Here is a 22246-nt window from a genome sequence, read left to right as displayed (position 1 = left end):
CGCAGTGAAGACCTTTAAGGCTTTTGATGCGAAGCAACGTCAACGCAGCTAACCTCATAATTTAAATGAGAAAATGCTTGACAGAAGGTCGGCGTGATGTAAAATGCCGGCTCGCTTAGGAGGGGTTCCCGAGCGGCCAAAGGGATCAGACTGTAAATCTGACGTCTACGACTTCGAAGGTTCGAATCCTTCCCCCTCCACCATTTTAGCGTGAGCTGCAAGCTCCGCGGGTATAGTTTAGTGGTAGAACCTCAGCCTTCCAAGCTGATGATGCGGGTTCGATTCCCGCTACCCGCTCCAAGTTTGCAGGTTGTGCAAGGTGTTTTGCTCTTGTAGCTCAGTTGGTAGAGCACACCCTTGGTAAGGGTGAGGTCAGCGGTTCAAATCCGCTCAAGAGCTCCATATAACAAGGCAGATATGAAAATATCTGCCTTTGTTTTAACAGCTGCCTCGGCTTGTATCGTGCTGTTTCTGGCGTTGGATGTCAGTGATTTCAAGTCTGTTGGGGTTGGTTGTTGTAAAGTCTTTTTCAGGCCTGCATAATGGTCGGCCTGATTTTGTTTTAGGTCAGTAGCTCAATTGGCAGAGCGACGGTCTCCAAAACCGTAGGTTGGGGGTTCGATTCCCTCCTGACCTGCCAGATTCACGTGGTGTGTCTGGCTTTCTTTTCACAGGATCTTCATAGATGACTCCTAAGGCTGAAGCTCAAAGCTCTCGTTTCGATCTGGTCAAGTGGCTCGCTGTAGTCGCCTTGGTGGTCGTAGGCGTTGTCGGCAATCAGTACTATTCTGCTTCGCCGATCCTGTACCGCGTTCTCGCTTTGCTCGCCCTTGCTGCTGTTGCCGCCTTTGTAGGTCTGCAGACTGTCAAGGGCAAGTCCTTCGCGGTCCTGGTAAAGGAAGCTCGCACTGAAATTCGTAAAGTCGTTTGGCCGACTCGCCAAGAAACCACACAGACCACATTGATTGTCGTGGCTGTTGTTCTGGTTATGGCGTTGCTGTTGTGGGGGCTCGATTCCCTGCTCGGCTGGCTTGTTTCCTTGATTGTTGGCTAAGGGTGTCCCGTGGCTAAGCGTTGGTACGTTGTGCATGCTTACTCGGGTTACGAGAAGCATGTTATGCGCTCTTTGCTGGAGCGCGTAAAGCTGGCAGGCATGGAAGATGGCTTCGGCGAAATTCTGGTTCCCACTGAAGAAGTGGTTGAAATGCGGAATGGCCAGAAGCGCAAGAGTGAACGTAAGTTCTTTCCTGGCTACGTGCTGGTGCAGATGGACATGAACGAAGGTACTTGGCACTTGGTCAAGGACACTCCTCGCGTCATGGGCTTCATTGGTGGTACTGCCGATAAGCCTGCGCCGATCACCGATAAAGAGGCGGAAGCAATTCTGCGTCGTGTTGCTGACGGTAGCGACAAGCCTAAGCCGAAGACATTGTTCGAGCCAGGCGAGGTTGTTCGTGTCACAGATGGTCCGTTTGCTGATTTCAACGGCACTGTCGAAGAAGTTAACTACGAAAAGAGCCGGATCCAAGTGGCGGTGCTCATTTTCGGTCGCTCTACTCCGGTAGAGTTGGAGTTCAGCCAGGTCGAGAAGGTCTAGCTGAGCAAGCATCCCAACCCCACAGCCTAGGCTGTGGGGTTTTGTCGTCACTGGGATAAACGCGCAAGTAACCGGGGAGCCTTTCGAGGCGCTTGAACCCGTAATTGGAGTGCCTCATGGCCAAGAAGATTACCGCTTACATCAAGCTGCAAGTGAAGGCCGCTCAGGCCAACCCTAGCCCACCCGTCGGCCCAGCTCTGGGTCAGCACGGCGTGAACATCATGGAATTCTGCAAGGCCTTCAACGCCCGTACTCAGGGTATTGAGCCAGGTCTGCCGACTCCAGTGATCATCACTGTATACAGCGACCGTAGCTTCACTTTCGAAACCAAGTCGACTCCGGCTTCGGTTCTTCTGAAGAAAGCTGCTGGTCTGACTAGCGGTTCCGCTCGTCCGAACACCGTTAAGGTTGGCACCGTAACTCGTGCTCAGCTGGAAGAAATCGCGAAAACCAAAAACGCGGATCTGACTGCAGCTGATATGGATGCAGCCGTGCGTACCATCGCCGGTTCTGCTCGTAGCATGGGCCTTAACGTGGAGGGTGTGTAATGGCTAAGCTGACCAAGCGCCAAAAGGCTATCGCCGGCAAAATCGAAGCGGGCAAGTCCTACAACTTTGTAGACGCTGCTGCCCTGCTGACCGAGCTGTCGACTGTCAAGTTCAGCGAGTCCGTTGACGTTGCTGTGAACCTGGGTGTTGACCCACGTAAATCCGACCAGGTCGTTCGTAGCGCTACTGTGCTGCCACACGGTACTGGCAAGACTGTACGTGTTGCTGTCTTCACCCAAGGCCCGGCCGCCGAAGCTGCTCTGGCCGCTGGCGCCGATCGCGTTGGTATGGACGACCTGGCTGCCGAAATGAAAGGCGGCGACCTGAACTATGACGTTGTTATTGCTTCCCCGGATGCAATGCGCGTTGTAGGTCAGTTGGGTCAGATCCTGGGTCCACGCGGCCTGATGCCTAACCCTAAAGTCGGCACCGTAACGCCAGACGTAGCTACCGCGGTTAAAAACGCCAAGGCTGGTCAGGTTCGTTATCGCACCGACAAAAACGGCATCATTCACACCTCCGTTGGCAAAGTCGGCTTTGATGCCGTCAAGCTGAAGGAAAACGTTGAAGCCCTGATCGCTGATCTGAAGCGTATCAAGCCTGCTTCCTCGAAAGGTATCTACGTCAAGCGCGTTACCCTGAGCACCACTATGGGCCCAGGTCTGGTCATCGACCAAGGCTCGCTGGACGTATAAGACACAGGTTGGCGCGAGCGATTGCGTCAATTGAAAGATTGGGGTCCCTGCCTGGCGGGGGCTATCCAAGACCGTAGGCGACGCAAGTCTTAAACCAACAAGCCTACGCAGATGGTGCTCCCGGTTCCTTACCGAATCAGACACCAAAACGACATCAGGCCTAGGCCGGATGAAACGGTAACAAGCAGGAGTTAAACCCGTGGCAATTAATCTCGAAGACAAGAAGGCCATCGTCGCTGAAGTCAACGAGGCTGCCAAAGCTGCTCTGTCCGCTGTCGTGGCTGATGCCCGTGGTGTGACAGTAAGCGCTATGACCGGACTCCGTAAAGAGGCTCGTGAAGCTGGCGTATACGTACGTGTTGTACGTAACACCCTGCTCAAGCGCGCTGTTGCTGACACTGAATACAGTGTTCTCAACGACGTGTTCACTGGCCCGACTCTGATCGCGTTCTCCAAGGACCATCCAGGCGCTGCTGCCCGTTTGTTCAAGGAGTTCGCCAAGAGTCAGGATAAGTTCGAGATCAAGGCAGCTGCGTTCGAGGGCAAGTTCCTCGCAGCTAACCAAATCGACGTACTGGCAACACTGCCGACCCGTAACGAAGCTATTTCGCAGCTGATGAGCGTGATTCAAGGCGCTACCAGCAAGCTGGCTCGTACTCTGGCTGCAGTTCGCGAGCAAAAAGAAGCTGCCGCAGCCTAAGGCTGAGCAAATTCTTTCGCGTATTTTTGTTTATTTCGATGGCCGCGTAGGCCGTCCCCCAATTCAGGAAATACAGCAATGTCTATCTCCCAAGACGATATCCTCAACGCCGTAGCTGAAATGTCGGTTCTGCAGGTTGTTGAGCTGATCAAAGCTTTCGAAGAAAAATTCGGCGTTTCCGCTGCCGCTGCTTCCGCTGGTCCAGCTGTTGCTGCTGTCGCTGCTGAAGAGCAAACCGAATTCAACGTCATGCTGCTGGAAGCTGGCGAGAAGAAAGTAAACGTGATCAAGGCAGTACGTGAACTGACCGGTCTGGGCCTGAAAGAAGCCAAGGCTGTAGTTGACGGCGCTCCTGCCCAGGTTCTGGAAGCTGTGTCGAAAGACGCTGCTGACAAAGCCAAAGCTACTCTGGAAGAAGCAGGCGCTAAAGTCGAGCTGAAGTAAGCATCGACCTTGCGTCTCCAGCCCAAGCTTTAAGCTGAAGGCTGATGGCTGGTGGCTCTTGCCACCGGCCTTTTTCCGTTCTTGGCTGTCGACTCGGTCGCCGCCATTAACGCGCTGTAGCCACCCGATGCGGTGGTGCAAACCATGGGGTTTGCAAGATTTTCTGGCTGCTCCCGTCGGGAGGGCCAAACAAGCAGGTGACCAAGCTGGGGAACGCTGATGGCTTACTCATATACTGAGAAAAAACGTATCCGCAAGGACTTTAGCAAGTTGCCGGACGTCATGGATGTCCCGTACCTTCTGGCTATCCAGCTGGATTCGTATCGTGAATTCTTGCAGGCGGGAGCGACCAAAGATCAGTTCCGCGACGTGGGCCTGCATGCGGCCTTCAAATCCGTTTTCCCGATCATCAGCTACTCCGGCAATGCTGCGCTGGAGTACGTCGGTTATCGCCTGGGCGAACCGGCATTTGATGTCAAAGAATGCGTGTTGCGCGGTGTTACGTACGCCGTACCTTTGCGGGTAAAAGTCCGTCTGATCATTTTCGACAAAGAATCGTCGAACAAAGCGATCAAGGACATCAAAGAGCAAGAAGTCTACATGGGTGAAATCCCCCTGATGACTGAGAACGGTACCTTCGTTATCAACGGTACCGAGCGCGTAATCGTTTCCCAGCTGCACCGTTCCCCGGGCGTGTTCTTTGACCACGACCGCGGCAAGACGCACAGCTCCGGTAAGCTCCTGTACTCCGCGCGGATCATTCCGTACCGCGGTTCGTGGTTGGACTTCGAGTTCGACCCGAAAGACTGCGTGTTCGTGCGTATCGACCGTCGTCGTAAGCTGCCGGCCTCGGTACTGCTGCGCGCGCTCGGCTATACCACTGAGCAAGTGCTGGACGCCTTCTACACCACCAACGTATTCAGCCTGAAGGATGAAACCCTCAAGCTGGAGCTGATCGCTTCGCGTCTGCGTGGTGAAATTGCCGTCCTGGACATCCAGGATGAAAAGGGCAAGGTCATTGTTGAAGCCGGCCGCCGTATCACCGCGCGCCACATCAACCAGATCGAAAAAGCCGGTCTCAAAGAGCTGGAAGTGCCGCTGGACTACGTCCTGGGCCGCACTACCGCCAAGGTCATCGTTCACCCGGCGACAGGCGAAATCCTGGCTGAGTGCAACACCGAGTTGAACACCGAGATCCTGGCCAAAATCGCCAAGGCTCAAGTCGTTCGCATCGAGACCCTGTACACCAACGACATCGACTGCGGTCCGTTCATCTCCGACACCCTGAAGATCGACTCCACCAGTAACCAATTGGAAGCGCTGGTCGAGATCTATCGCATGATGCGTCCTGGTGAGCCACCAACCAAAGATGCTGCCGAAACCCTGTTCAACAACCTGTTCTTCAGCCCTGAGCGTTATGACCTGTCTGCGGTCGGCCGGATGAAGTTCAACCGTCGTATCGGTCGTACCGAGATCGAAGGTTCGGGCGTGCTGTGCAAGGAAGATATCGTCGCGGTACTGAAGACCCTGGTCGACATCCGTAACGGTAAAGGCATCGTCGATGACATCGACCACCTGGGTAACCGTCGTGTTCGCTGCGTAGGCGAAATGGCCGAGAACCAGTTCCGCGTTGGCCTGGTACGTGTTGAGCGTGCGGTCAAAGAGCGCCTGTCGATGGCCGAAAGCGAAGGCCTGATGCCGCAAGACCTGATCAACGCCAAGCCAGTGGCTGCGGCGGTGAAAGAGTTCTTCGGCTCCAGCCAGCTCTCGCAGTTCATGGACCAGAACAACCCGCTCTCCGAGATCACCCACAAGCGCCGTGTTTCTGCACTGGGCCCGGGCGGTCTGACCCGTGAACGCGCAGGCTTCGAAGTCCGTGACGTACACCCGACGCACTACGGTCGTGTATGCCCGATCGAAACGCCGGAAGGTCCGAACATCGGTCTGATCAACTCCCTGGCCGCTTATGCGCGCACCAACCAGTACGGCTTCCTCGAGAGCCCGTACCGTGTGGTGAAAGAAGGCCTGGTCACCGACGAGATCGTCTTCCTGTCCGCCATCGAAGAAGCTGATCACGTGATCGCTCAGGCTTCGGCCACGATGAACGACAAGAAAGTCCTGATCGACGAGCTGGTAGCTGTTCGTCACTTGAACGAGTTCACCGTCAAGGCGCCGGAAGACGTCACCTTGATGGACGTATCGCCCAAGCAGGTAGTGTCGGTTGCAGCGTCGCTGATCCCGTTCCTGGAACACGATGACGCCAACCGTGCGTTGATGGGTTCCAACATGCAGCGTCAAGCTGTACCGACCCTGCGCGCCGACAAGCCGCTGGTAGGTACCGGCATGGAGCGTAACGTAGCCCGTGACTCCGGCGTTTGCGTCGTGGCTCGTCGTGGTGGCGTGATCGACTCCGTTGATGCCAGCCGTATCGTGGTTCGTGTTGCCGATGACGAAGTTGAAACCGGTGAAGCCGGTGTCGACATCTACAACCTGACCAAATATACCCGTTCGAACCAGAACACCTGCATCAACCAGCGTCCGCTGGTGCGTAAGGGTGACCGCGTTCAGCGTAGCGATATCATGGCCGACGGCCCGTCCACCGATATGGGTGAGCTGGCACTGGGTCAGAACATGCGCATCGCGTTCATGGCCTGGAACGGTTACAACTTCGAAGACTCCATCTGTCTGTCGGAACGAGTTGTTCAAGAAGATCGCTTTACCACGATCCACATCCAGGAACTGACCTGTGTGGCACGTGACACCAAGCTTGGGCCAGAGGAAATCACTGCAGACATCCCGAACGTGGGTGAAGCTGCACTGAACAAGCTGGACGAAGCCGGTATCGTTTACGTAGGTGCTGAAGTTGGCGCAGGCGACATTCTGGTCGGTAAGGTCACTCCGAAAGGCGAGACCCAACTGACGCCGGAAGAAAAACTGTTGCGTGCCATCTTCGGTGAAAAAGCCAGCGACGTTAAAGACACCTCCCTGCGTGTACCAACCGGTACCAAGGGTACTGTCATCGACGTACAGGTCTTCACCCGCGACGGCGTTGAACGTGATGCTCGTGCACTGTCCATCGAGAAGACCCAGCTCGACGAGATCCGCAAGGATCTGAACGAAGAGTTCCGTATCGTTGAAGGCGCGACCTTCGAACGTCTGCGTTCTGCGCTGGTAGGCCACAAGGCTGAAGGCGGCGCAGGTCTGAAGAAAGGTCAGGACATCACCGACGAAGTCCTCGACGGTCTTGAGCACGGCCAGTGGTTCAAACTGCGCATGGCTGAAGACGCTCTGAACGAGCAGCTCGAGAAGGCCCAGGCCTATATCGTTGATCGCCGCCGTCTGCTGGACGACAAGTTCGAAGACAAGAAGCGCAAACTGCAGCAGGGCGATGACCTGGCTCCGGGCGTGCTGAAAATCGTCAAGGTTTACCTGGCAATCCGTCGCCGCATCCAGCCGGGCGACAAGATGGCCGGTCGTCACGGTAACAAAGGTGTGGTCTCCGTGATCATGCCGGTTGAAGACATGCCGCACGATGCCAATGGCACCCCGGTCGACGTCGTCCTCAACCCGTTGGGCGTACCTTCGCGTATGAACGTTGGTCAGATCCTCGAAACCCACCTGGGCCTCGCGGCCAAAGGTCTGGGCGAGAAGATCAACCGTATGATCGAAGAGCAACGCAAGGTCGCTGACCTGCGTAAGTTCCTGCACGAGATCTACAACGAGATCGGCGGTCGCAACGAAGAGCTGGACACCTTCACCGACCAGGAAATCCTGGATCTGGCGAAGAACCTGCGCGGCGGCGTTCCAATGGCTACCCCGGTGTTCGACGGTGCCAAGGAAAGCGAAATCAAGGCCATGCTGAAACTGGCAGACCTGCCGGAAAGCGGCCAGATGCAGCTGTTCGATGGCCGTACCGGCAACAAGTTCGAGCGCCCGGTTACTGTTGGCTACATGTACATGCTGAAGCTGAACCACTTGGTAGACGACAAGATGCACGCTCGTTCTACCGGTTCGTACAGCCTGGTTACCCAGCAGCCGCTGGGTGGTAAGGCTCAGTTCGGTGGTCAGCGTTTCGGGGAGATGGAGGTCTGGGCACTGGAAGCATACGGTGCTGCATACACTCTGCAAGAAATGCTCACAGTGAAGTCGGACGATGTGAACGGTCGTACCAAGATGTACAAAAACATCGTGGACGGCGATCACCGTATGGAGCCGGGCATGCCCGAGTCTTTCAACGTGTTGATCAAAGAAATTCGTTCCCTCGGCATCGATATCGATCTGGAAACCGAATAACACGTGACGCGAATCGAGAGCGAGGCCGTTTGGCCCGCTCTCTGCTCCGCCAGGAGGAAAGGCCTTGAAAGACCTACTGAATTTGCTGAAAAACCAGGGTCAAGTCGAAGAGTTCGACGCCATCCGTATTGGGTTGGCATCGCCTGAGATGATCCGTTCGTGGTCGTTCGGTGAAGTTAAAAAGCCGGAAACCATCAACTACCGTACGTTCAAACCTGAGCGTGACGGCCTGTTCTGCGCCAAGATCTTTGGCCCGGTAAAGGATTACGAGTGCCTGTGCGGTAAGTACAAGCGCTTGAAGCACCGCGGTGTGATCTGCGAGAAGTGCGGCGTTGAAGTTGCACTGGCCAAGGTTCGTCGTGAGCGCATGGCGCACATCGAACTGGCTTCGCCGGTTGCCCACATCTGGTTCCTGAAATCGCTGCCGTCCCGTATCGGCTTGCTGATGGACATGACCCTGCGTGATATCGAACGCGTTCTCTACTTCGAGAGCTACGTCGTTATCGATCCAGGCATGACCACCCTTGAAAAAGGTCAGCTGCTGAACGATGAGCAGTACTTCGAAGCGCTGGAAGAGTTCGGTGACGATTTCGATGCCCGCATGGGTGCCGAAGCTGTCCGCGAACTGCTGCACGCTATCGACCTGGAGCACGAGATTGGCCGTCTGCGCGAAGAAATTCCGCAAACCAACTCCGAAACCAAGATCAAGAAGCTGTCCAAGCGTCTGAAGTTGATGGAAGCCTTCCAGGGTTCCGGCAACCTGCCAGAGTGGATGGTGCTGACCGTTCTGCCGGTTCTGCCGCCAGACCTGCGTCCGCTGGTACCGTTGGACGGTGGTCGTTTCGCGACGTCCGACCTCAACGACCTGTACCGCCGCGTGATCAACCGTAACAACCGCTTGAAGCGCCTGCTTGATCTGTCCGCTCCGGACATCATCGTGCGCAACGAAAAGCGTATGTTGCAGGAAGCCGTCGACGCCTTGCTCGACAACGGTCGTCGTGGCCGTGCTATCACCGGTTCCAACAAGCGTCCTCTGAAATCCCTGGCTGACATGATCAAGGGTAAGCAGGGTCGTTTCCGTCAGAACTTGCTCGGTAAGCGTGTTGACTACTCCGGTCGTTCGGTAATTACCGTAGGCCCGACCCTGCGTCTGCACCAGTGCGGTCTGCCCAAGAAGATGGCACTCGAGCTGTTCAAGCCGTTCATCTTCGGCAAGCTGGAAATGCGCGGTCTGGCGACCACCATCAAAGCGGCCAAGAAAATGGTCGAGCGCGAACTGCCAGAGGTTTGGGACGTTCTCGCTGAAGTGATTCGCGAACACCCGGTTCTCCTCAACCGTGCACCGACCCTTCACCGTCTGGGTATCCAGGCGTTTGAACCGGTACTGATCGAAGGTAAGGCTATCCAGCTGCACCCTCTGGTCTGTGCTGCGTACAACGCCGACTTCGACGGCGACCAAATGGCCGTGCACGTACCGCTGACACTGGAAGCCCAGTTGGAAGCGCGCGCGTTGATGATGTCGACCAACAACATTCTGTCGCCAGCCAACGGTGAGCCAATCATCGTTCCGTCGCAGGACGTTGTATTGGGTCTGTACTACATGACCCGTGAAGCGATCAACGCCAAGGGCGAAGGTCGTGTATTCGCTGACCTGCAGGAAGTTGACCGTGTGTTCCGTGCCGGCGAAGCCGCACTGCACGCCAAGGTTAAAGTGCGGATCCACGAAACCGTCAACGACCGTGACGGCGGCAGCGTGAGCAATGTTCGTATTGTCGACACTACTGTCGGCCGTGCGCTGTTGTATCAAGTTGTGCCAAAAGGTCTGTCGTACGACGTCGTCAACCTGCCGATGAAGAAAAAGGCGATCTCCAAGCTGATCAACCAGTGCTACCGCGTGGTTGGTTTGAAAGAGACCGTTATCTTCGCTGACCAGTTGATGTACACAGGTTTCGCTTACTCGACTATCTCCGGCGTTTCCATCGGCGTTAACGACTTCGTTATCCCGGATGAAAAAGCTCGCATCATCAGTGCCGCCACTGACGAAGTGAAAGAGATCGAGAGCCAGTACGCCTCCGGCCTGGTAACCCAGGGCGAGAAGTACAACAAAGTGATCGACCTTTGGTCCAAGGCCAACGACGAAGTGTCCAAGGCGATGATGGCCAACCTCTCGAAAGAGAAAGTCATCGACCGTCATGGCGTCGAAGTCGATCAAGAGTCTTTCAACTCGATGTACATGATGGCCGACTCGGGCGCACGGGGTTCTGCTGCGCAGATCCGTCAGCTCGCCGGTATGCGTGGCCTGATGGCCAAGCCGGATGGCTCCATCATCGAAACGCCGATTACCGCGAACTTCCGTGAAGGTTTGAGCGTACTTCAGTACTTCATCTCCACTCACGGTGCTCGTAAGGGTCTGGCGGATACCGCGTTGAAAACCGCTAACTCCGGTTACCTGACACGTCGTCTGGTAGACGTTGCACAAGATCTGGTTGTAACCGAGATCGATTGCGGCACCGAGCACGGCCTGCTGATGACTCCGCACATTGAAGGCGGTGACGTTGTAGAGCCACTGGGTGAGCGCGTATTGGGTCGTGTGATTGCCCGTGACGTGTTCAAGCCAGGTACCGAGGAAGTTATCGTTCCTGCCGGCACCCTGGTAGACGAGAAGTGGGTCGAGTTCATCGAACTCAACAGCATCGACGAAGTGATCGTTCGCTCGCCGATCAGCTGCGAAACCCGCTACGGCATCTGCGCCAAGTGCTACGGCCGTGACTTGGCTCGTGGTCACCAGGTGAACATCGGTGAAGCGGTCGGCGTTATCGCTGCCCAGTCCATCGGTGAGCCGGGTACCCAGTTGACCATGCGTACGTTCCACATCGGTGGTGCGGCCAGCCGGACCTCCGCAGCCGACAGTGTTCAGGTGAAGAATGGCGGTACCGTCCGCCTGCATAACCTCAAGCACGTTGAGCGAGTGGATGGCCACCTGGTTGCTGTGTCCCGTTCCGGTGAGCTGGCAATCGCTGATGACTACGGTCGTGAGCGTGAGCGTTACAAGCTGCCGTACGGTGCTGTGATTTCGGTCAAGGAAGGTGACAAGGTCGACGCTGGCGCAATCGTGGCCAAGTGGGATCCGCACACTCACCCAATCGTTACCGAAATGAAAGGTACCGTGACCTACGTGGGCATGGAAGAAGGCATCACGATCAAGCGTCAGACTGACGAATTGACCGGTATGACCAACATTGAAGTACTCGACGCCAAAGATCGTCCAGCTGCCGGCAAAGACATCCGTCCTGCCGTGAAGATGGTCGACGACAACGGCAAGGATCTGTTGCTGCCTGGCACTGACGTAATCGCTCAGTACTTCCTGCCAGCCAACGCCCTGGTCGGTGTAGCGGATGGTGCGAAGATCGCGATCGGTGATGTTATCGCGCGTATCCCGCAAGAAACGTCGAAAACTCGCGACATCACCGGTGGTCTGCCGCGTGTTGCCGACTTGTTCGAAGCGCGTCGTCCGAAAGAAGCGTCGATTCTGGCTGAAGTCAGCGGCACCATCGCGTTCGGTAAAGAGACCAAGGGCAAGCGCCGTCTGGTCATTACCCCGAACGACGGTAGCGATCCGTACGAAGAGCTGATTCCGAAGTGGCGTCACCTGAACGTCTTCGAAGGCGAACAGGTAAACCGCGGCGAAGTTATCTCCGACGGCCCGAGCGATCCACACGACATCCTGCGTCTGCTGGGTGTGAGTGCGCTGGCCAAGTACATCGTTAACGAGATCCAGGACGTTTACCGCCTGCAAGGCGTGAAGATCAACGACAAGCACATCGAGACCATCCTGCGTCAGATGTTGCGTAAAGTTGAAATCGCTGAATCCGGCGATTCCAGTTTCATCAAGGGCGACCAGATGGAACTGACTCACGTACTGGTGGAAAACGAGCGCCTGGCGAACGACGAGAAATTCGTTTCCAAGTTCACTCGCGTGCTGCTGGGTATCACCAAGGCGTCGTTGTCCACTGAGTCGTTCATCTCGGCGGCCTCCTTCCAGGAGACCACTCGTGTACTGACCGAAGCAGCGGTAACCGGCAAGCGCGATTACCTGCGCGGCCTGAAAGAAAACGTAGTCGTGGGTCGTTTGATCCCGGCCGGTACCGGTTTGGCTTACCACAGCGAGCGCAAGCGCCGCCGTGATGCTGACAAGCCGTTGCGCGTAAGCGCCAGTGAAGTGGAAGCTGCACTGACCGAAGCGCTGAACTCAAGCGGTAACTGAGTTCTGCGATAGATGAGGCCGGGCCCTGACACCCCCATTCGTCGGATCGAGGCATATATGCCCCGATTCGACGAGAGGGGAGGTCGGGGCCTTGCCTTGACTAGGGGCAAGATCCTCTTTAGACTCTTGTACCCCTAAATTTGGCGGGAATTCGTTCCTGCCATTTTGCTTTTCTTGCAAGACAATAGCGTCGCAAGACAACAGTGGAGCTAGTAGATGGCAACTATCAACCAGCTGGTACGTCAGCCGCGTAAGCGTATCGTCGAGAAATCCGACGTGCCTGCGCTGCAGAACTGCCCGCAACGTCGTGGCGTATGCACCCGTGTGTATACCACCACGCCGAAAAAACCTAACTCGGCACTGCGTAAAGTATGCCGTGTGCGCCTGACCAACGGTTTCGAGGTTTCCTCGTACATCGGCGGTGAAGGCCACAACCTGCAAGAGCACAGCGTGGTACTGATCCGCGGCGGTCGTGTAAAAGACTTGCCAGGTGTTCGTTACCACACCGTACGTGGCTCCTTGGATACTTCCGGCGTTAAAGGTCGTAACCAGGGTCGTTCGAAGTACGGTACCAAGAAGCCTAAGTAGTAGCGGCTTTTTGTAAAACTGAATCATCTTATTTTCTGAGTCGATAAGAGTAAGGTCGGAGGCGTCCCGAAAGGGCACCGATTCCGAGCGAACCTGAAGACCGTTTGAGGGCTTATCCATGCCAAGAAGACGCGTAGCAGCCAAGCGCGAAGTGCTTGACGATCCAAAATACGGAAGCCAAATTCTGGCCAAGTTCATGAACCACGTGATGGAAAGCGGCAAGAAAGCCGTTGCCGAGCGTATCGTTTATGGCGCGCTGGAAAAGGTTAAAGAACGCAAGAACAGCGACCCCCTGGAAATCTTCGAGAAAGCTCTCGACGCCATCGCTCCGCTGGTCGAAGTGAAGTCGCGCCGTGTAGGCGGTGCTACTTACCAGGTTCCGGTTGAAGTTCGTCCGTCCCGTCGTAACGCCCTGGCAATGCGCTGGTTGGTAGACTTCGCCCGTAAGCGCGGCGAGAAGTCTATGGCTCTGCGTTTGGCCGGCGAACTGTTGGACGCTGCTGAAGGTAAAGGTGCTGCTGTTAAGAAGCGTGAAGACGTGCACCGTATGGCTGAAGCCAACAAAGCTTTCTCGCACTACCGCTTCTAATTTTAGCTTCACTAATTTTGCGAGGGCTTTATGGCTCGTACTACTCCGATTAGCCGCTACCGTAACATCGGTATCGTCGCTCACGTGGATGCTGGTAAAACCACCACTACCGAGCGCGTACTGTTTTACACCGGCAAAAGTCACAAGATGGGCGAGGTGCATGACGGCGCCGCGACCACAGACTGGATGGTTCAGGAGCAGGAGCGTGGTATTACCATTACTTCTGCTGCCATTACCGCCTTCTGGAAGGGTTCCGAGAAGCAGTACAAAGATGAGCACCGCTTCAACGTAATCGATACCCCGGGCCACGTAGACTTCACCATTGAAGTTGAGCGTTCCCTGCGCGTACTCGACGGCGCTGTCGTTGTGTTCTGCGGTACCTCGGGTGTTGAGCCGCAGTCGGAAACCGTATGGCGTCAAGCCAACAAATACGGCGTTCCACGTCTTGTTTACGTAAACAAGATGGACCGTGCCGGTGCGAACTTCCTGCGCGTGATCGGTCAGATCAAGCAGCGCTTGGGTCACACCCCGGTGCCAATCCAGTTGGCTATCGGTTCCGAAGATAATTTCCAGGGTCAGATCGATCTGTTGACCATGGAAGCTGTCTACTGGAACGATGCCGACAAAGGTATGGTTCCTGTTCGCAAGCCTATCCCTGCTGAACTGCAGGAACTGGCTGACGAATGGCGCAACAACATGGTTGAAGCTGCGGCCGAAGCCAACGAAGAGCTGATGAACAAGTACCTCGAAGGTGAAGAACTCACCAACGTGGAAATCAAGGCCGCTCTGCGTCAGCGTACTATCGCTGGCGAAATCGTCCTGGCTGTTTGCGGTTCCTCGTTCAAGAACAAGGGCGTTCCCCTGGTTCTCGATGCTGTGATCGACTACCTGCCGGCACCGGTTGATATTCCTGCCATCAAGGGTACTGACCCGGATGACGAGACTATCGAGCTGGAGCGTCATGCAGACGACGCAGAACCGTTCTCCGCTCTGGCATTTAAAATTGCCACCGACCCATTCGTGGGTACCTTGACCTTCGTCCGCGTTTACTCGGGCGTGTTGAACTCCGGCGACGGCGTGATCAACTCGGTTAAAGGCAAGAAAGAGCGCGTGGGTCGTATGGTGCAAATGCACGCAAACGCCCGTGAAGAGATCAAGGAAGTACGCGCTGGTGACATCGCGGCCTTGATCGGCATGAAGGACGTCACCACCGGTGAAACCTTGTGCAACGCTGACAAGCCAATCATCCTGGTTCGCATGGACTTCCCGGAGCCGGTTATTTCGGTTGCCGTTGAGCCAAAGACCAAGGATGACCAGGAAAAAATGGGTATCGCTCTGGGCAAGCTTGCTCAGGAAGATCCATCTTTCCGCGTCAAGACTGATGAAGAGACTGGTCAAACGATCATCTCCGGCATGGGCGAGCTGCACCTGGACATCCTGGTTGACCGGATGCGCCGTGAGTTCAACGTCGAAGCCAACATCGGTAAGCCTCAGGTTTCCTATCGTGAGCGCATCACGAAGAACTGTGAAATCGAAGGCAAGTTCGTTCGTCAGTCCGGCGGTCGTGGTCAGTTCGGTCACTGCTGGATCCGTTTTGCTCCTGCTGACGAAGGTCAGGAAGGTCTGCAATTCGTGAACGAAGTAGTAGGTGGTGTTGTTCCTAAGGAATACATCCCTGCTATCCAGAAGGGTATCGAAGAGCAGATGAAGAACGGTGTTGTTGCCGGCTATCCGCTGATCGGCCTGAAAGCAACCGTTTTTGACGGTTCTTACCACGACGTCGACTCCAACGAGATGGCGTTTAAGGTGGCTGCCTCCATGGCAACCAAGCAACTGGCCCAGAAGGGCGGTGGTGAGTTGCTTGAGCCAATCATGGCGGTAGAAGTTGTTACACCTGAAGACTATATGGGTGATGTCATGGGCGACCTTAACCGTCGTCGCGGCATGATCTTGGGTATGGAAGACACGGTTTCCGGCAAAGTGATTCGCGCCGAGGTTCCGTTGGGTGAGATGTTCGGTTATGCGACCGACGTTCGCTCCATGTCCCAGGGTCGCGCAAGCTACTCTATGGAATTCAAAAAATACAACACAGCTCCGGCGCACATCGCTGAAACTGTATCCAAAAAACAAGGCTGATTCAGTCCTTTAGGCAAGGAGTTAATTGTCGTGGCTAAAGAAAAATTTGATCGTTCCCTACCGCACGTCAACGTTGGCACCATCGGTCACGTTGACCACGGTAAAACCACTCTGACTGCTGCTCTGACTCGCGTTTGCTCCGAAGTATTCGGTTCCGCAATCGTTGATTTCGATAAAATCGACAGCGCACCAGAAGAGAAAGCTCGTGGTATCACCATCAACACCGCGCACGTTGAATACAACTCGCTGATCCGTCACTACGCTCACGTTGACTGCCCAGGTCACGCTGACTATGTGAAGAACATGATCACCGGTGCTGCCCAGATGGACGGCGCAATCCTGGTTTGCTCGGCCGCTGATGGTCCGATGCCACAAACCCGTGAGCACATCCTGCTGTCCCGTCAGGTTGGCGTTCCGTACATCGTGGTTTACCTGAACAAGGCTGACCTGGTAGACGACGCTGAACTGCTGGAACTGGTTGAGATGGAAGTGCGCGACCTGCTGAGCACTTACGACTTCCCAGGTGACGACACTCCGATCATCATCGGTTCTGCTCGTATGGCTCTGGAAGGCAAAGACGATAACGAAATGGGCACCACGTCCGTTCGTAAACTGGTTGAGACTCTGGACAGCTACATCCCAGATCCAGTCCGTGTTATCGACAAGCCGTTCCTGATGCCAATCGAAGACGTATTCTCGATCTCCGGTCGCGGTACTGTTGTAACTGGTCGTATCGAGCGCGGTATCGTCAAGGTTCAGGATCCACTGGAAATCGTTGGTCTGCGTGACACTACCGTCACCACCTGCACCGGTGTTGAAATGTTCCGTAAGCTGCTCGACGAAGGTCGTGCTGGCGAGAACTGCGGCGTTCTGCTGCGTGGTACCAAGCGTGACGACGTTGAGCGTGGCCAGGTTCTGGTCAAGCCAGGTTCGGTTAAGCCGCACACCAAGTTCGAAGCTGAAGTGTACGTGCTGAGCAAAGAAGAAGGCGGCCGTCACACTCCGTTCTTCAAAGGCTACCGTCCACAGTTCTACTTCCGTACTACCGACGTAACTGGTAACTGCGAACTGCCGGAAGGCGTAGAAATGGTAATGCCAGGCGACAACATCAAAATGGTTGTCACCCTGATCAAAACCATCGCTATGGAAGACGGTCTGCGTTTCGCAATCCGTGAAGGCGGCCGTACCGTTGGTGCTGGCGTTGTAGCTAAAATCATCGAGTAATTATCTCTTCTGAGATAGCTCTGATGTTTTGAAAAGGCCCCCGCTCAGCGGGGGCCTTTTTTATTGGGTTGACACCTATCAGGGCCGTCTATAGAATTGCGCCTCCTTTTAACGGGCGTATTGCGCTCGCTGGGAATAGCAGCCGGAGTCTGAAATCCAATGCAAAATCAGCAAATCCGTATCAGGTTGAAGGCTTTTGACCATCGCCTGATCGACCAATCCACCCAGGAAATCGTGGAAACCGCGAAACGTACTGGTGCTCAAGTGCGTGGTCCAATTCCACTGCCTACCCGTAAAGAGCGGTTCACCGTTCTGGTCTCCCCGCACGTCAACAAAGACGCGCGGGACCAGTACGAGATCCGCACTCATAAGCGCGTACTGGACATCGTCCAGCCAACGGATAAAACCGTTGATGCACTTATGAAGCTTGATCTGGCGGCCGGTGTGGAAGTACAGATCAGCCTCGGCTAAGACTTGGGTCTTAGTCGTGTAACGCTCTGAAATGGGCGGCCATAGCGGGTGAAAGCCCCGTACACTCATGAGGTTTACAACATGACTATTGGTGTAGTCGGTCGTAAATGCGGTATGACCCGTATTTTCACCGAAGAAGGTGTCTCCATTCCGGTCACGGTCATTGAGATCGAACCGAATCGCGTCACCCAGTTCAAAACTGAAGAAACCGATGGCTATCGTGCAGTGCAAGTCACTGTCGGCGAGCGTCGTGCTTCGCGCGTGACTGCTGCTCAAGCAGGTCACTTCGCTAAAGCAAACGTTGCAGCTGGTCGCACCGTCATGGAGTTCCGTCTTGAAGACGGCGACTACCAGGCTGGCGATCTGATCAACGCTGAAATCTTCGCCGCTGGTCAACTGGTTGATGTGACCGGTCAGTCCAAGGGTAAAGGCTTCCAGGGTACGATCAAGCGTTGGAATTTCCGTGGTCAAGACAACACTCACGGTAACTCCGTTTCCCACCGCGTCCCGGGCTCTATTGGCCAGTGCCAGACTCCTGGTCGTGTATTCAAGGGCAAAAAAATGTCCGGTCATATGGGCGCTGAGCGCGTGACCGTGCAGTCCCTCGAAGTAGTGCGCGTCGACGCTGAACGCAATCTGTTGTTGGTCAAGGGTGCTGTTCCTGGCGCTACTGGCGGCAACCTGGTTGTACGTCCAGCGGCCAAGGCTCGCGGTTAAGGGGAAGCTGACATGCAATTAAATGTAAATGACGCTCAAGCGATCGAAGTTTCCGAACTGACATTTGGCGGCGAATTCAACGAGACGCTCGTTCACCAAGCAGTCGTGGCCTACATGGCCGGCGGCCGTCAAGGTAGCAAGCAGCAAAAGACCCGTTCCGACGTACGTGGTGGCGGTAAGCGCCCTTGGCGTCAGAAAGGCACTGGCCGTGCTCGTGCCGGTACTATCCGTAGCCCAATCTGGCGTGGCGGCGGTACCACTTTCGCAGCTCGTCCACAGGATCACTCGCAGAAGCTCAACAAGAAGATGTACCGCGCAGCACTGCGCTCCATCCTTGCTGAACTCGTGCGTACCGATCGTCTGGTCGTGGTTCAGGACTTCGCTGTTGAAAGTCCAAAAACCAAAGAACTGCTGGGCAAACTGACCAACATGAGCCTGACCGACGTTTTGATCGTGTCCGAAGCTGTTGATCAGAACCTGTACCTGGCTGCTCGCAACCTGCCACACGTTGATGTACGTGACGTGCAAGGTTCCGATCCAGTTAGTCTGATCGCATACGACAAGGTGTTGATCACCGTGTCGGCCGTGAAGAAATTCGAGGAGCTGCTGGGATGAACCAGGAACGCGTATTTAAAGTTCTGCTTGGCCCGCACGTTTCCGAAAAGGCTACGGTTCTGGCTGACAAGAAAGGCCAGTTCGTTTTCAAGGTTGCAACTGACGCAACCAAGCTGGAAATCAAGAAGGCCGTCGAAAGCCTGTTCAGCGTGAAAGTAGAGCGTGTTACTACCCTGAATGTTCTGGGTAAGAGCAAGCGCACTGCTCGCGGTCTGGGCAAGCGTAATGACTGGAAGAAGGCGGTTATCTCCCTTCAGCCAGGCCAAGATCTCGATTTCAGCAGCAGTGCTGAGTAAGGAAGGGGTGCATCATGGCAATCGTTAAATGCAAACCGACTTCCCCTGGCCGCCGTTTTGTGGTCAAGGTGGTCAACCAGGAGCTGCATAAAGGCGCTCCTCACGCACCGCTGCTCGAGAAAAAATCGAAGACTGGTGGTCGTAACAACAATGGTCGTATTACCACTCGTCACATCGGTGGTGGCCATAAGCAGCATTATCGTCTGGTCGATTTCCGTCGCAACGACAAAGATGGCATCTCCGCCACTGTCGAGCGTATTGAATACGATCCAAACCGTACTGCTCACATCGCTCTGCTGCTGTACGCAGATGGCGAGCGTCGCTACATCATCGCCCCTAAAGGCGTGAGCGCTGGCGACCAGCTGATCGCAGGTGCCCTGGCACCGATCAAGCCGGGCAACGCTCTGCAACTGCGCAACATTCCAGTTGGTAGCACCGTACACGGCATCGAATTGAAGCCAGGTAAAGGCGCGCAAATCGCTCGTTCCGCTGGTGCTTCGGCTCAGCTGATCGCTCGTGAAGGTGTCTACGTGACCCTGCGTCTGCGTTCTGGTGAGATGCGTAAAGTACTGGCTGAATGCCGTGCGACCCTGGGCGAAGTCTCGAACTCCGAGCACAGCCTGCGTTCGCTGGGTAAAGCTGGTGCCAAACGCTGGCGTGGCGTTCGCCCAACCGTTCGTGGTGTTGCCATGAACCCGGTTGACCACCCACACGGTGGTGGTGAAGGTCGTACCTCTGGTGGTCGTCATCCGGTATCGCCATGGGGCTTCCCGACTAAGGGCGCGAAGACTCGTGGTAATAAGCGTACCGACAAAATGATCGTCCGTCGTCGCAAGTAAATAGAGGGATACGACAGTGCCACGTTCTCTGAAAAAAGGTCCTTTTATTGATCTTCACCTACTGAAGAAGATCGAAGTGGCGGCGGAAAAGAACGATCGCAAACCAGTTAAGACCTGGTCGCGTCGTTCGATGATCCTGCCACAAATGGTCGGTCTGACCATCGCAGTACACAACGGTCGTCAACACGTCCCAGTTCTCGTTAACGAAGACATGGTCGGCCACAAACTGGGCGAGTTTGCCGGTACCCGCACTTATCGTGGGCACGTGGCAGACAAGAAAGCCAAGCGTTAAGGGGTTAGGAAATGGAAGTAGCCGCTAAGTTGTCGGGCGCTCGAATCTCCGCCCAGAAAGCCCGCTTGGTCGCCGACCAGATCCGCGGGAAGAAGGTGGGCGAAGCGCTCAACCTGTTGGCTTTCAGCAGTAAGAAAGCCGCCGAGATCATGAAAAAAGTGCTGGAGTCGGCCGTAGCCAACGCCGAGCATAACGAAGGCGCAGACGTTGATGACCTTAAAGTCAGCACCGTTTTCGTCAACGAAGGGCGTTCGCTGAAGCGAATCATGCCACGTGCCAAAGGCCGTGCTGATCGCATCGTCAAGCGGTCTTGCCATATCACTGTCAAGGTTGCTGACAAGTAACGGAGTCGAAGAGATGGGTCAGAAAGTACATCCCATTGGCATTCGCCTGGGAATCGTCAAGGAACACACCTCCGTCTGGTATGCAGACGGCCGGACTTATGCGGACTATTTGTTCGCTGATCTGAAGGTGCGTGAGTATCTCCAAGACAAACTAAAAAGCGCGTCCGTAAGCCGTATCGATATCCATCGCCCGGCGCAAACCGCACGTATCACCATCCACACTGCTCGTCCAGGTATTGTTATCGGGAAGAAAGGTGAAGATGTTGAGAAACTGCGTCAGGACCTGACCAAGCAAATGGGTGTGCCTGTGCACATCAATATCGAAGAGATCCGCAAGCCGGAGCTCGACGGTATGCTGGTTGCGCAGAGCGTAGCTCAGCAGCTGGAGCGTCGTGTAATGTTCCGTCGCGCTATGAAGCGCGCTGTACAGAACGCCATGCGCATTGGTGCCAAAGGCATCAAAATCCAAGTGAGCGGTCGTCTCGGCGGTGCTGAAATCGCACGTACTGAATGGTATCGCGAAGGTCGTGTGCCACTGCACACCCTGCGTGCCGACATCGACTATGCCAACTACGAAGCTCACACCACCTACGGTGTGATCGGTGTAAAGGTTTGGATCTTCAAAGGCGAAGTAATTGGTGGTCGCCAAGAAGAACTGAAACCACAAGCACCAGCGCCTCGTAAAAAAGCTGCTAAGTAAGGGGTACGCCAAATGTTGCAACCAAAGCGTACGAAGTTCCGCAAGCAGATGACAGGCCACAACCGTGGTCTGGCTCAGCGCGGTAGCAAAGTCAGCTTCGGCGAGTTCGCGCTGAAGTCTGTAGCTCGTGGTCGTCTCACCGCTCGTCAGATCGAGTCAGCGCGTCGTGCACTGACCCGTCACGTAAAACGTGGTGGCAAGATCTGGATCCGTGTATTCCCGGACAAGCCGATCTCCAAAAAACCTCTCGAGGTTCGTATGGGTAAAGGTAAGGGTAACGTGGAATACTGGGTAGCCCAGATTCAGCCAGGCAAAGTCCTGTATGAAATCGAGGGTGTAACTGAAGAGCTGGCGCGTGAGGCTTTTGCCCTGGCTGCTGCAAAGCTGCCGCTCGCCACCGCCTTTGTTAAACGGACGGTGATGTGATGAAAGCGAATGAACTTCGTGAAAAATCCGCACAGCAGCTGAACGAGCAACTGCTCGGCCTGCTGCGCGACCAGTTCAATCTGCGTATGCAGAAAGCAACTGGCCAGTTGGGGCAGTCTCATCTGCTCTCGCAAGTTAAGCGTGACATCGCTCGCGTGAAGACTGTGCTCAACCAGCAGGCAGGTAAGTGATCATGGCTGAAGCCGAAAAGACTGTCCGTACGCTGACTGGCCGTGTTGTCAGCGACAAGATGGACAAAACCATCACCGTTTTGATCGAGCGTCGCGTTAAGCACCCGATCTACGGTAAATATGTTAAGCGTTCGACTAAGCTGCACGCGCACGACGAAACCAATCAGTGCCACATCGGCGACAAAGTCACTATTCGTGAAACTCGTCCGCTGGCCAAGACCAAGTCTTGGGCACTGGTTGATGTTCTCGAACGCGCTGTGGAAGTCTAAGGACTAGG

General features: G+C 55.3%; 23 protein-coding genes and 4 tRNA genes. All 27 read left to right on the top strand.

Translation table 11 applies throughout. The annotated features are described in order from the left end of the window. The first annotated feature begins 118 nt into the window (after positions 1-118). The 27 genes from BOP93_RS24195 to rpsQ all read left to right on the top strand — a co-directional run bounded on the left by BOP93_RS24195 (position 119) and on the right by rpsQ (position 22238). A tRNA-Tyr gene (locus BOP93_RS24195) sits at positions 119-203 on the top strand. Positions 204-226: 23 nt separating this feature from the next. Further along, a tRNA-Gly gene (locus BOP93_RS24190) sits at positions 227-300 on the top strand. Between the two features lie 26 nt (positions 301-326). Then, a tRNA-Thr gene (locus BOP93_RS24185) sits at positions 327-402 on the top strand. A 162-nt stretch (positions 403-564) separates the two neighbouring features. Beyond that, positions 565-640, top strand: a tRNA-Trp gene (locus BOP93_RS24180). Positions 641-685: 45 nt separating this feature from the next. Next, positions 686-1054, top strand: a complete 369-nt coding sequence (secE, locus tag BOP93_RS24175; protein WP_083356520.1) for a preprotein translocase subunit SecE — start codon at positions 686-688, stop codon at positions 1052-1054. Positions 1055-1063: 9 nt separating this feature from the next. Next, the gene (nusG, locus tag BOP93_RS24170; RefSeq protein ID WP_003176436.1) at positions 1064-1597 is read left to right on the top strand and encodes a transcription termination/antitermination protein NusG; all 534 of its coding nucleotides are present in this window, start codon (positions 1064-1066) and stop codon (positions 1595-1597) included. A 116-nt stretch (positions 1598-1713) separates the two neighbouring features. Beyond that, positions 1714-2145 carry a 50S ribosomal protein L11 gene (rplK, locus tag BOP93_RS24165; RefSeq protein WP_003210097.1) on the top strand — a complete coding sequence of 144 codons (432 nt, stop codon included), beginning with the start codon at positions 1714-1716 and terminating at the stop codon, positions 2143-2145. Then, a complete protein-coding gene (rplA, locus tag BOP93_RS24160; protein ID WP_003176434.1) occupies positions 2145-2840 on the top strand; it encodes a 50S ribosomal protein L1 in 696 nt (231 codons plus the stop codon). Before rplK ends, rplA begins: the two co-directional genes overlap by 1 nt. Before the next feature lie 199 nt (positions 2841-3039). Next, on the top strand, positions 3040-3540 hold the full coding sequence (gene rplJ, locus BOP93_RS24155; RefSeq protein WP_056861893.1) for a 50S ribosomal protein L10: 501 nt from the start codon (positions 3040-3042) through the stop codon (positions 3538-3540). A gap of 78 nt (positions 3541-3618) precedes the next feature. Next, positions 3619-3984 (top strand): 50S ribosomal protein L7/L12, encoded by a 366-nt coding sequence (gene rplL / locus BOP93_RS24150; RefSeq protein WP_003176432.1) that lies wholly within the window; start codon positions 3619-3621, stop codon positions 3982-3984. A gap of 219 nt (positions 3985-4203) precedes the next feature. Then, entirely contained in the window at positions 4204-8277 is a 4074-nt protein-coding gene (gene rpoB / locus BOP93_RS24145) for a DNA-directed RNA polymerase subunit beta (RefSeq protein WP_076952598.1), read from the top strand. Between the two features lie 64 nt (positions 8278-8341). Further along, a complete protein-coding gene (rpoC, locus tag BOP93_RS24140) occupies positions 8342-12541 on the top strand; it encodes a DNA-directed RNA polymerase subunit beta' (protein WP_065888415.1) in 4200 nt (1399 codons plus the stop codon). Between the two features lie 216 nt (positions 12542-12757). Next, positions 12758-13129 (top strand): 30S ribosomal protein S12, encoded by a 372-nt coding sequence (gene rpsL, locus BOP93_RS24135; RefSeq protein ID WP_002555494.1) that lies wholly within the window; start codon positions 12758-12760, stop codon positions 13127-13129. Between the two features lie 118 nt (positions 13130-13247). Beyond that, positions 13248-13718: a 30S ribosomal protein S7 gene (gene rpsG / locus BOP93_RS24130; RefSeq protein ID WP_002555493.1), complete on the top strand. Its 471-nt coding sequence runs from the start codon at positions 13248-13250 to the stop codon at positions 13716-13718. 30 nt (positions 13719-13748) lie between these two features. Then, the gene (gene fusA / locus BOP93_RS24125; RefSeq protein WP_015886136.1) at positions 13749-15854 is read left to right on the top strand and encodes an elongation factor G; all 2106 of its coding nucleotides are present in this window, start codon (positions 13749-13751) and stop codon (positions 15852-15854) included. 30 nt (positions 15855-15884) lie between these two features. Beyond that, complete coding sequence (gene tuf / locus BOP93_RS24120; protein ID WP_003176426.1) at positions 15885-17078, top strand: elongation factor Tu; 1194 nt, start codon at positions 15885-15887, stop codon at positions 17076-17078. 159 nt (positions 17079-17237) lie between these two features. After that, complete coding sequence (gene rpsJ / locus BOP93_RS24115) at positions 17238-17549, top strand: 30S ribosomal protein S10 (protein ID WP_003186070.1); 312 nt, start codon at positions 17238-17240, stop codon at positions 17547-17549. An 81-nt stretch (positions 17550-17630) separates the two neighbouring features. Further along, positions 17631-18266 (top strand): 50S ribosomal protein L3, encoded by a 636-nt coding sequence (gene rplC, locus BOP93_RS24110; protein WP_003194649.1) that lies wholly within the window; start codon positions 17631-17633, stop codon positions 18264-18266. Positions 18267-18278: 12 nt separating this feature from the next. Further along, a complete protein-coding gene (rplD, locus tag BOP93_RS24105) occupies positions 18279-18881 on the top strand; it encodes a 50S ribosomal protein L4 (RefSeq protein WP_057014518.1) in 603 nt (200 codons plus the stop codon). Next, positions 18878-19177, top strand: coding sequence for a 50S ribosomal protein L23 (rplW, locus tag BOP93_RS24100; RefSeq protein WP_002555488.1), 300 nt, complete (start codon positions 18878-18880; stop codon positions 19175-19177). Before rplD ends, rplW begins: the two co-directional genes overlap by 4 nt. 14 nt (positions 19178-19191) lie before the next feature. After that, on the top strand, positions 19192-20016 hold the full coding sequence (gene rplB, locus BOP93_RS24095) for a 50S ribosomal protein L2 (protein ID WP_003176423.1): 825 nt from the start codon (positions 19192-19194) through the stop codon (positions 20014-20016). Positions 20017-20032: 16 nt separating this feature from the next. Continuing rightward, positions 20033-20308 (top strand): 30S ribosomal protein S19, encoded by a 276-nt coding sequence (rpsS, locus tag BOP93_RS24090; RefSeq protein ID WP_002555486.1) that lies wholly within the window; start codon positions 20033-20035, stop codon positions 20306-20308. An 11-nt stretch (positions 20309-20319) separates the two neighbouring features. After that, a complete protein-coding gene (gene rplV, locus BOP93_RS24085) occupies positions 20320-20652 on the top strand; it encodes a 50S ribosomal protein L22 (protein ID WP_003103908.1) in 333 nt (110 codons plus the stop codon). Positions 20653-20665: 13 nt separating this feature from the next. Further along, positions 20666-21352, top strand: a complete 687-nt coding sequence (gene rpsC / locus BOP93_RS24080) for a 30S ribosomal protein S3 (RefSeq protein WP_003176422.1) — start codon at positions 20666-20668, stop codon at positions 21350-21352. Between the two features lie 12 nt (positions 21353-21364). After that, the gene (gene rplP / locus BOP93_RS24075) at positions 21365-21778 is read left to right on the top strand and encodes a 50S ribosomal protein L16 (protein WP_003232424.1); all 414 of its coding nucleotides are present in this window, start codon (positions 21365-21367) and stop codon (positions 21776-21778) included. Further along, on the top strand, positions 21778-21969 hold the full coding sequence (gene rpmC / locus BOP93_RS24070) for a 50S ribosomal protein L29 (protein WP_002555481.1): 192 nt from the start codon (positions 21778-21780) through the stop codon (positions 21967-21969). Before rplP ends, rpmC begins: the two co-directional genes overlap by 1 nt. A gap of 2 nt (positions 21970-21971) precedes the next feature. Then, the gene (gene rpsQ, locus BOP93_RS24065) at positions 21972-22238 is read left to right on the top strand and encodes a 30S ribosomal protein S17 (RefSeq protein WP_003176419.1); all 267 of its coding nucleotides are present in this window, start codon (positions 21972-21974) and stop codon (positions 22236-22238) included. Positions 22239-22246 lie beyond the last annotated feature (8 nt).

The sequence above is a fragment of the Pseudomonas orientalis genome (assembly GCF_002934065.1).
Taxonomy (GTDB): domain Bacteria; phylum Pseudomonadota; class Gammaproteobacteria; order Pseudomonadales; family Pseudomonadaceae; genus Aquipseudomonas; species Aquipseudomonas orientalis_A.
This window is presented reverse-complemented; position numbering and strand designations above follow the sequence as displayed.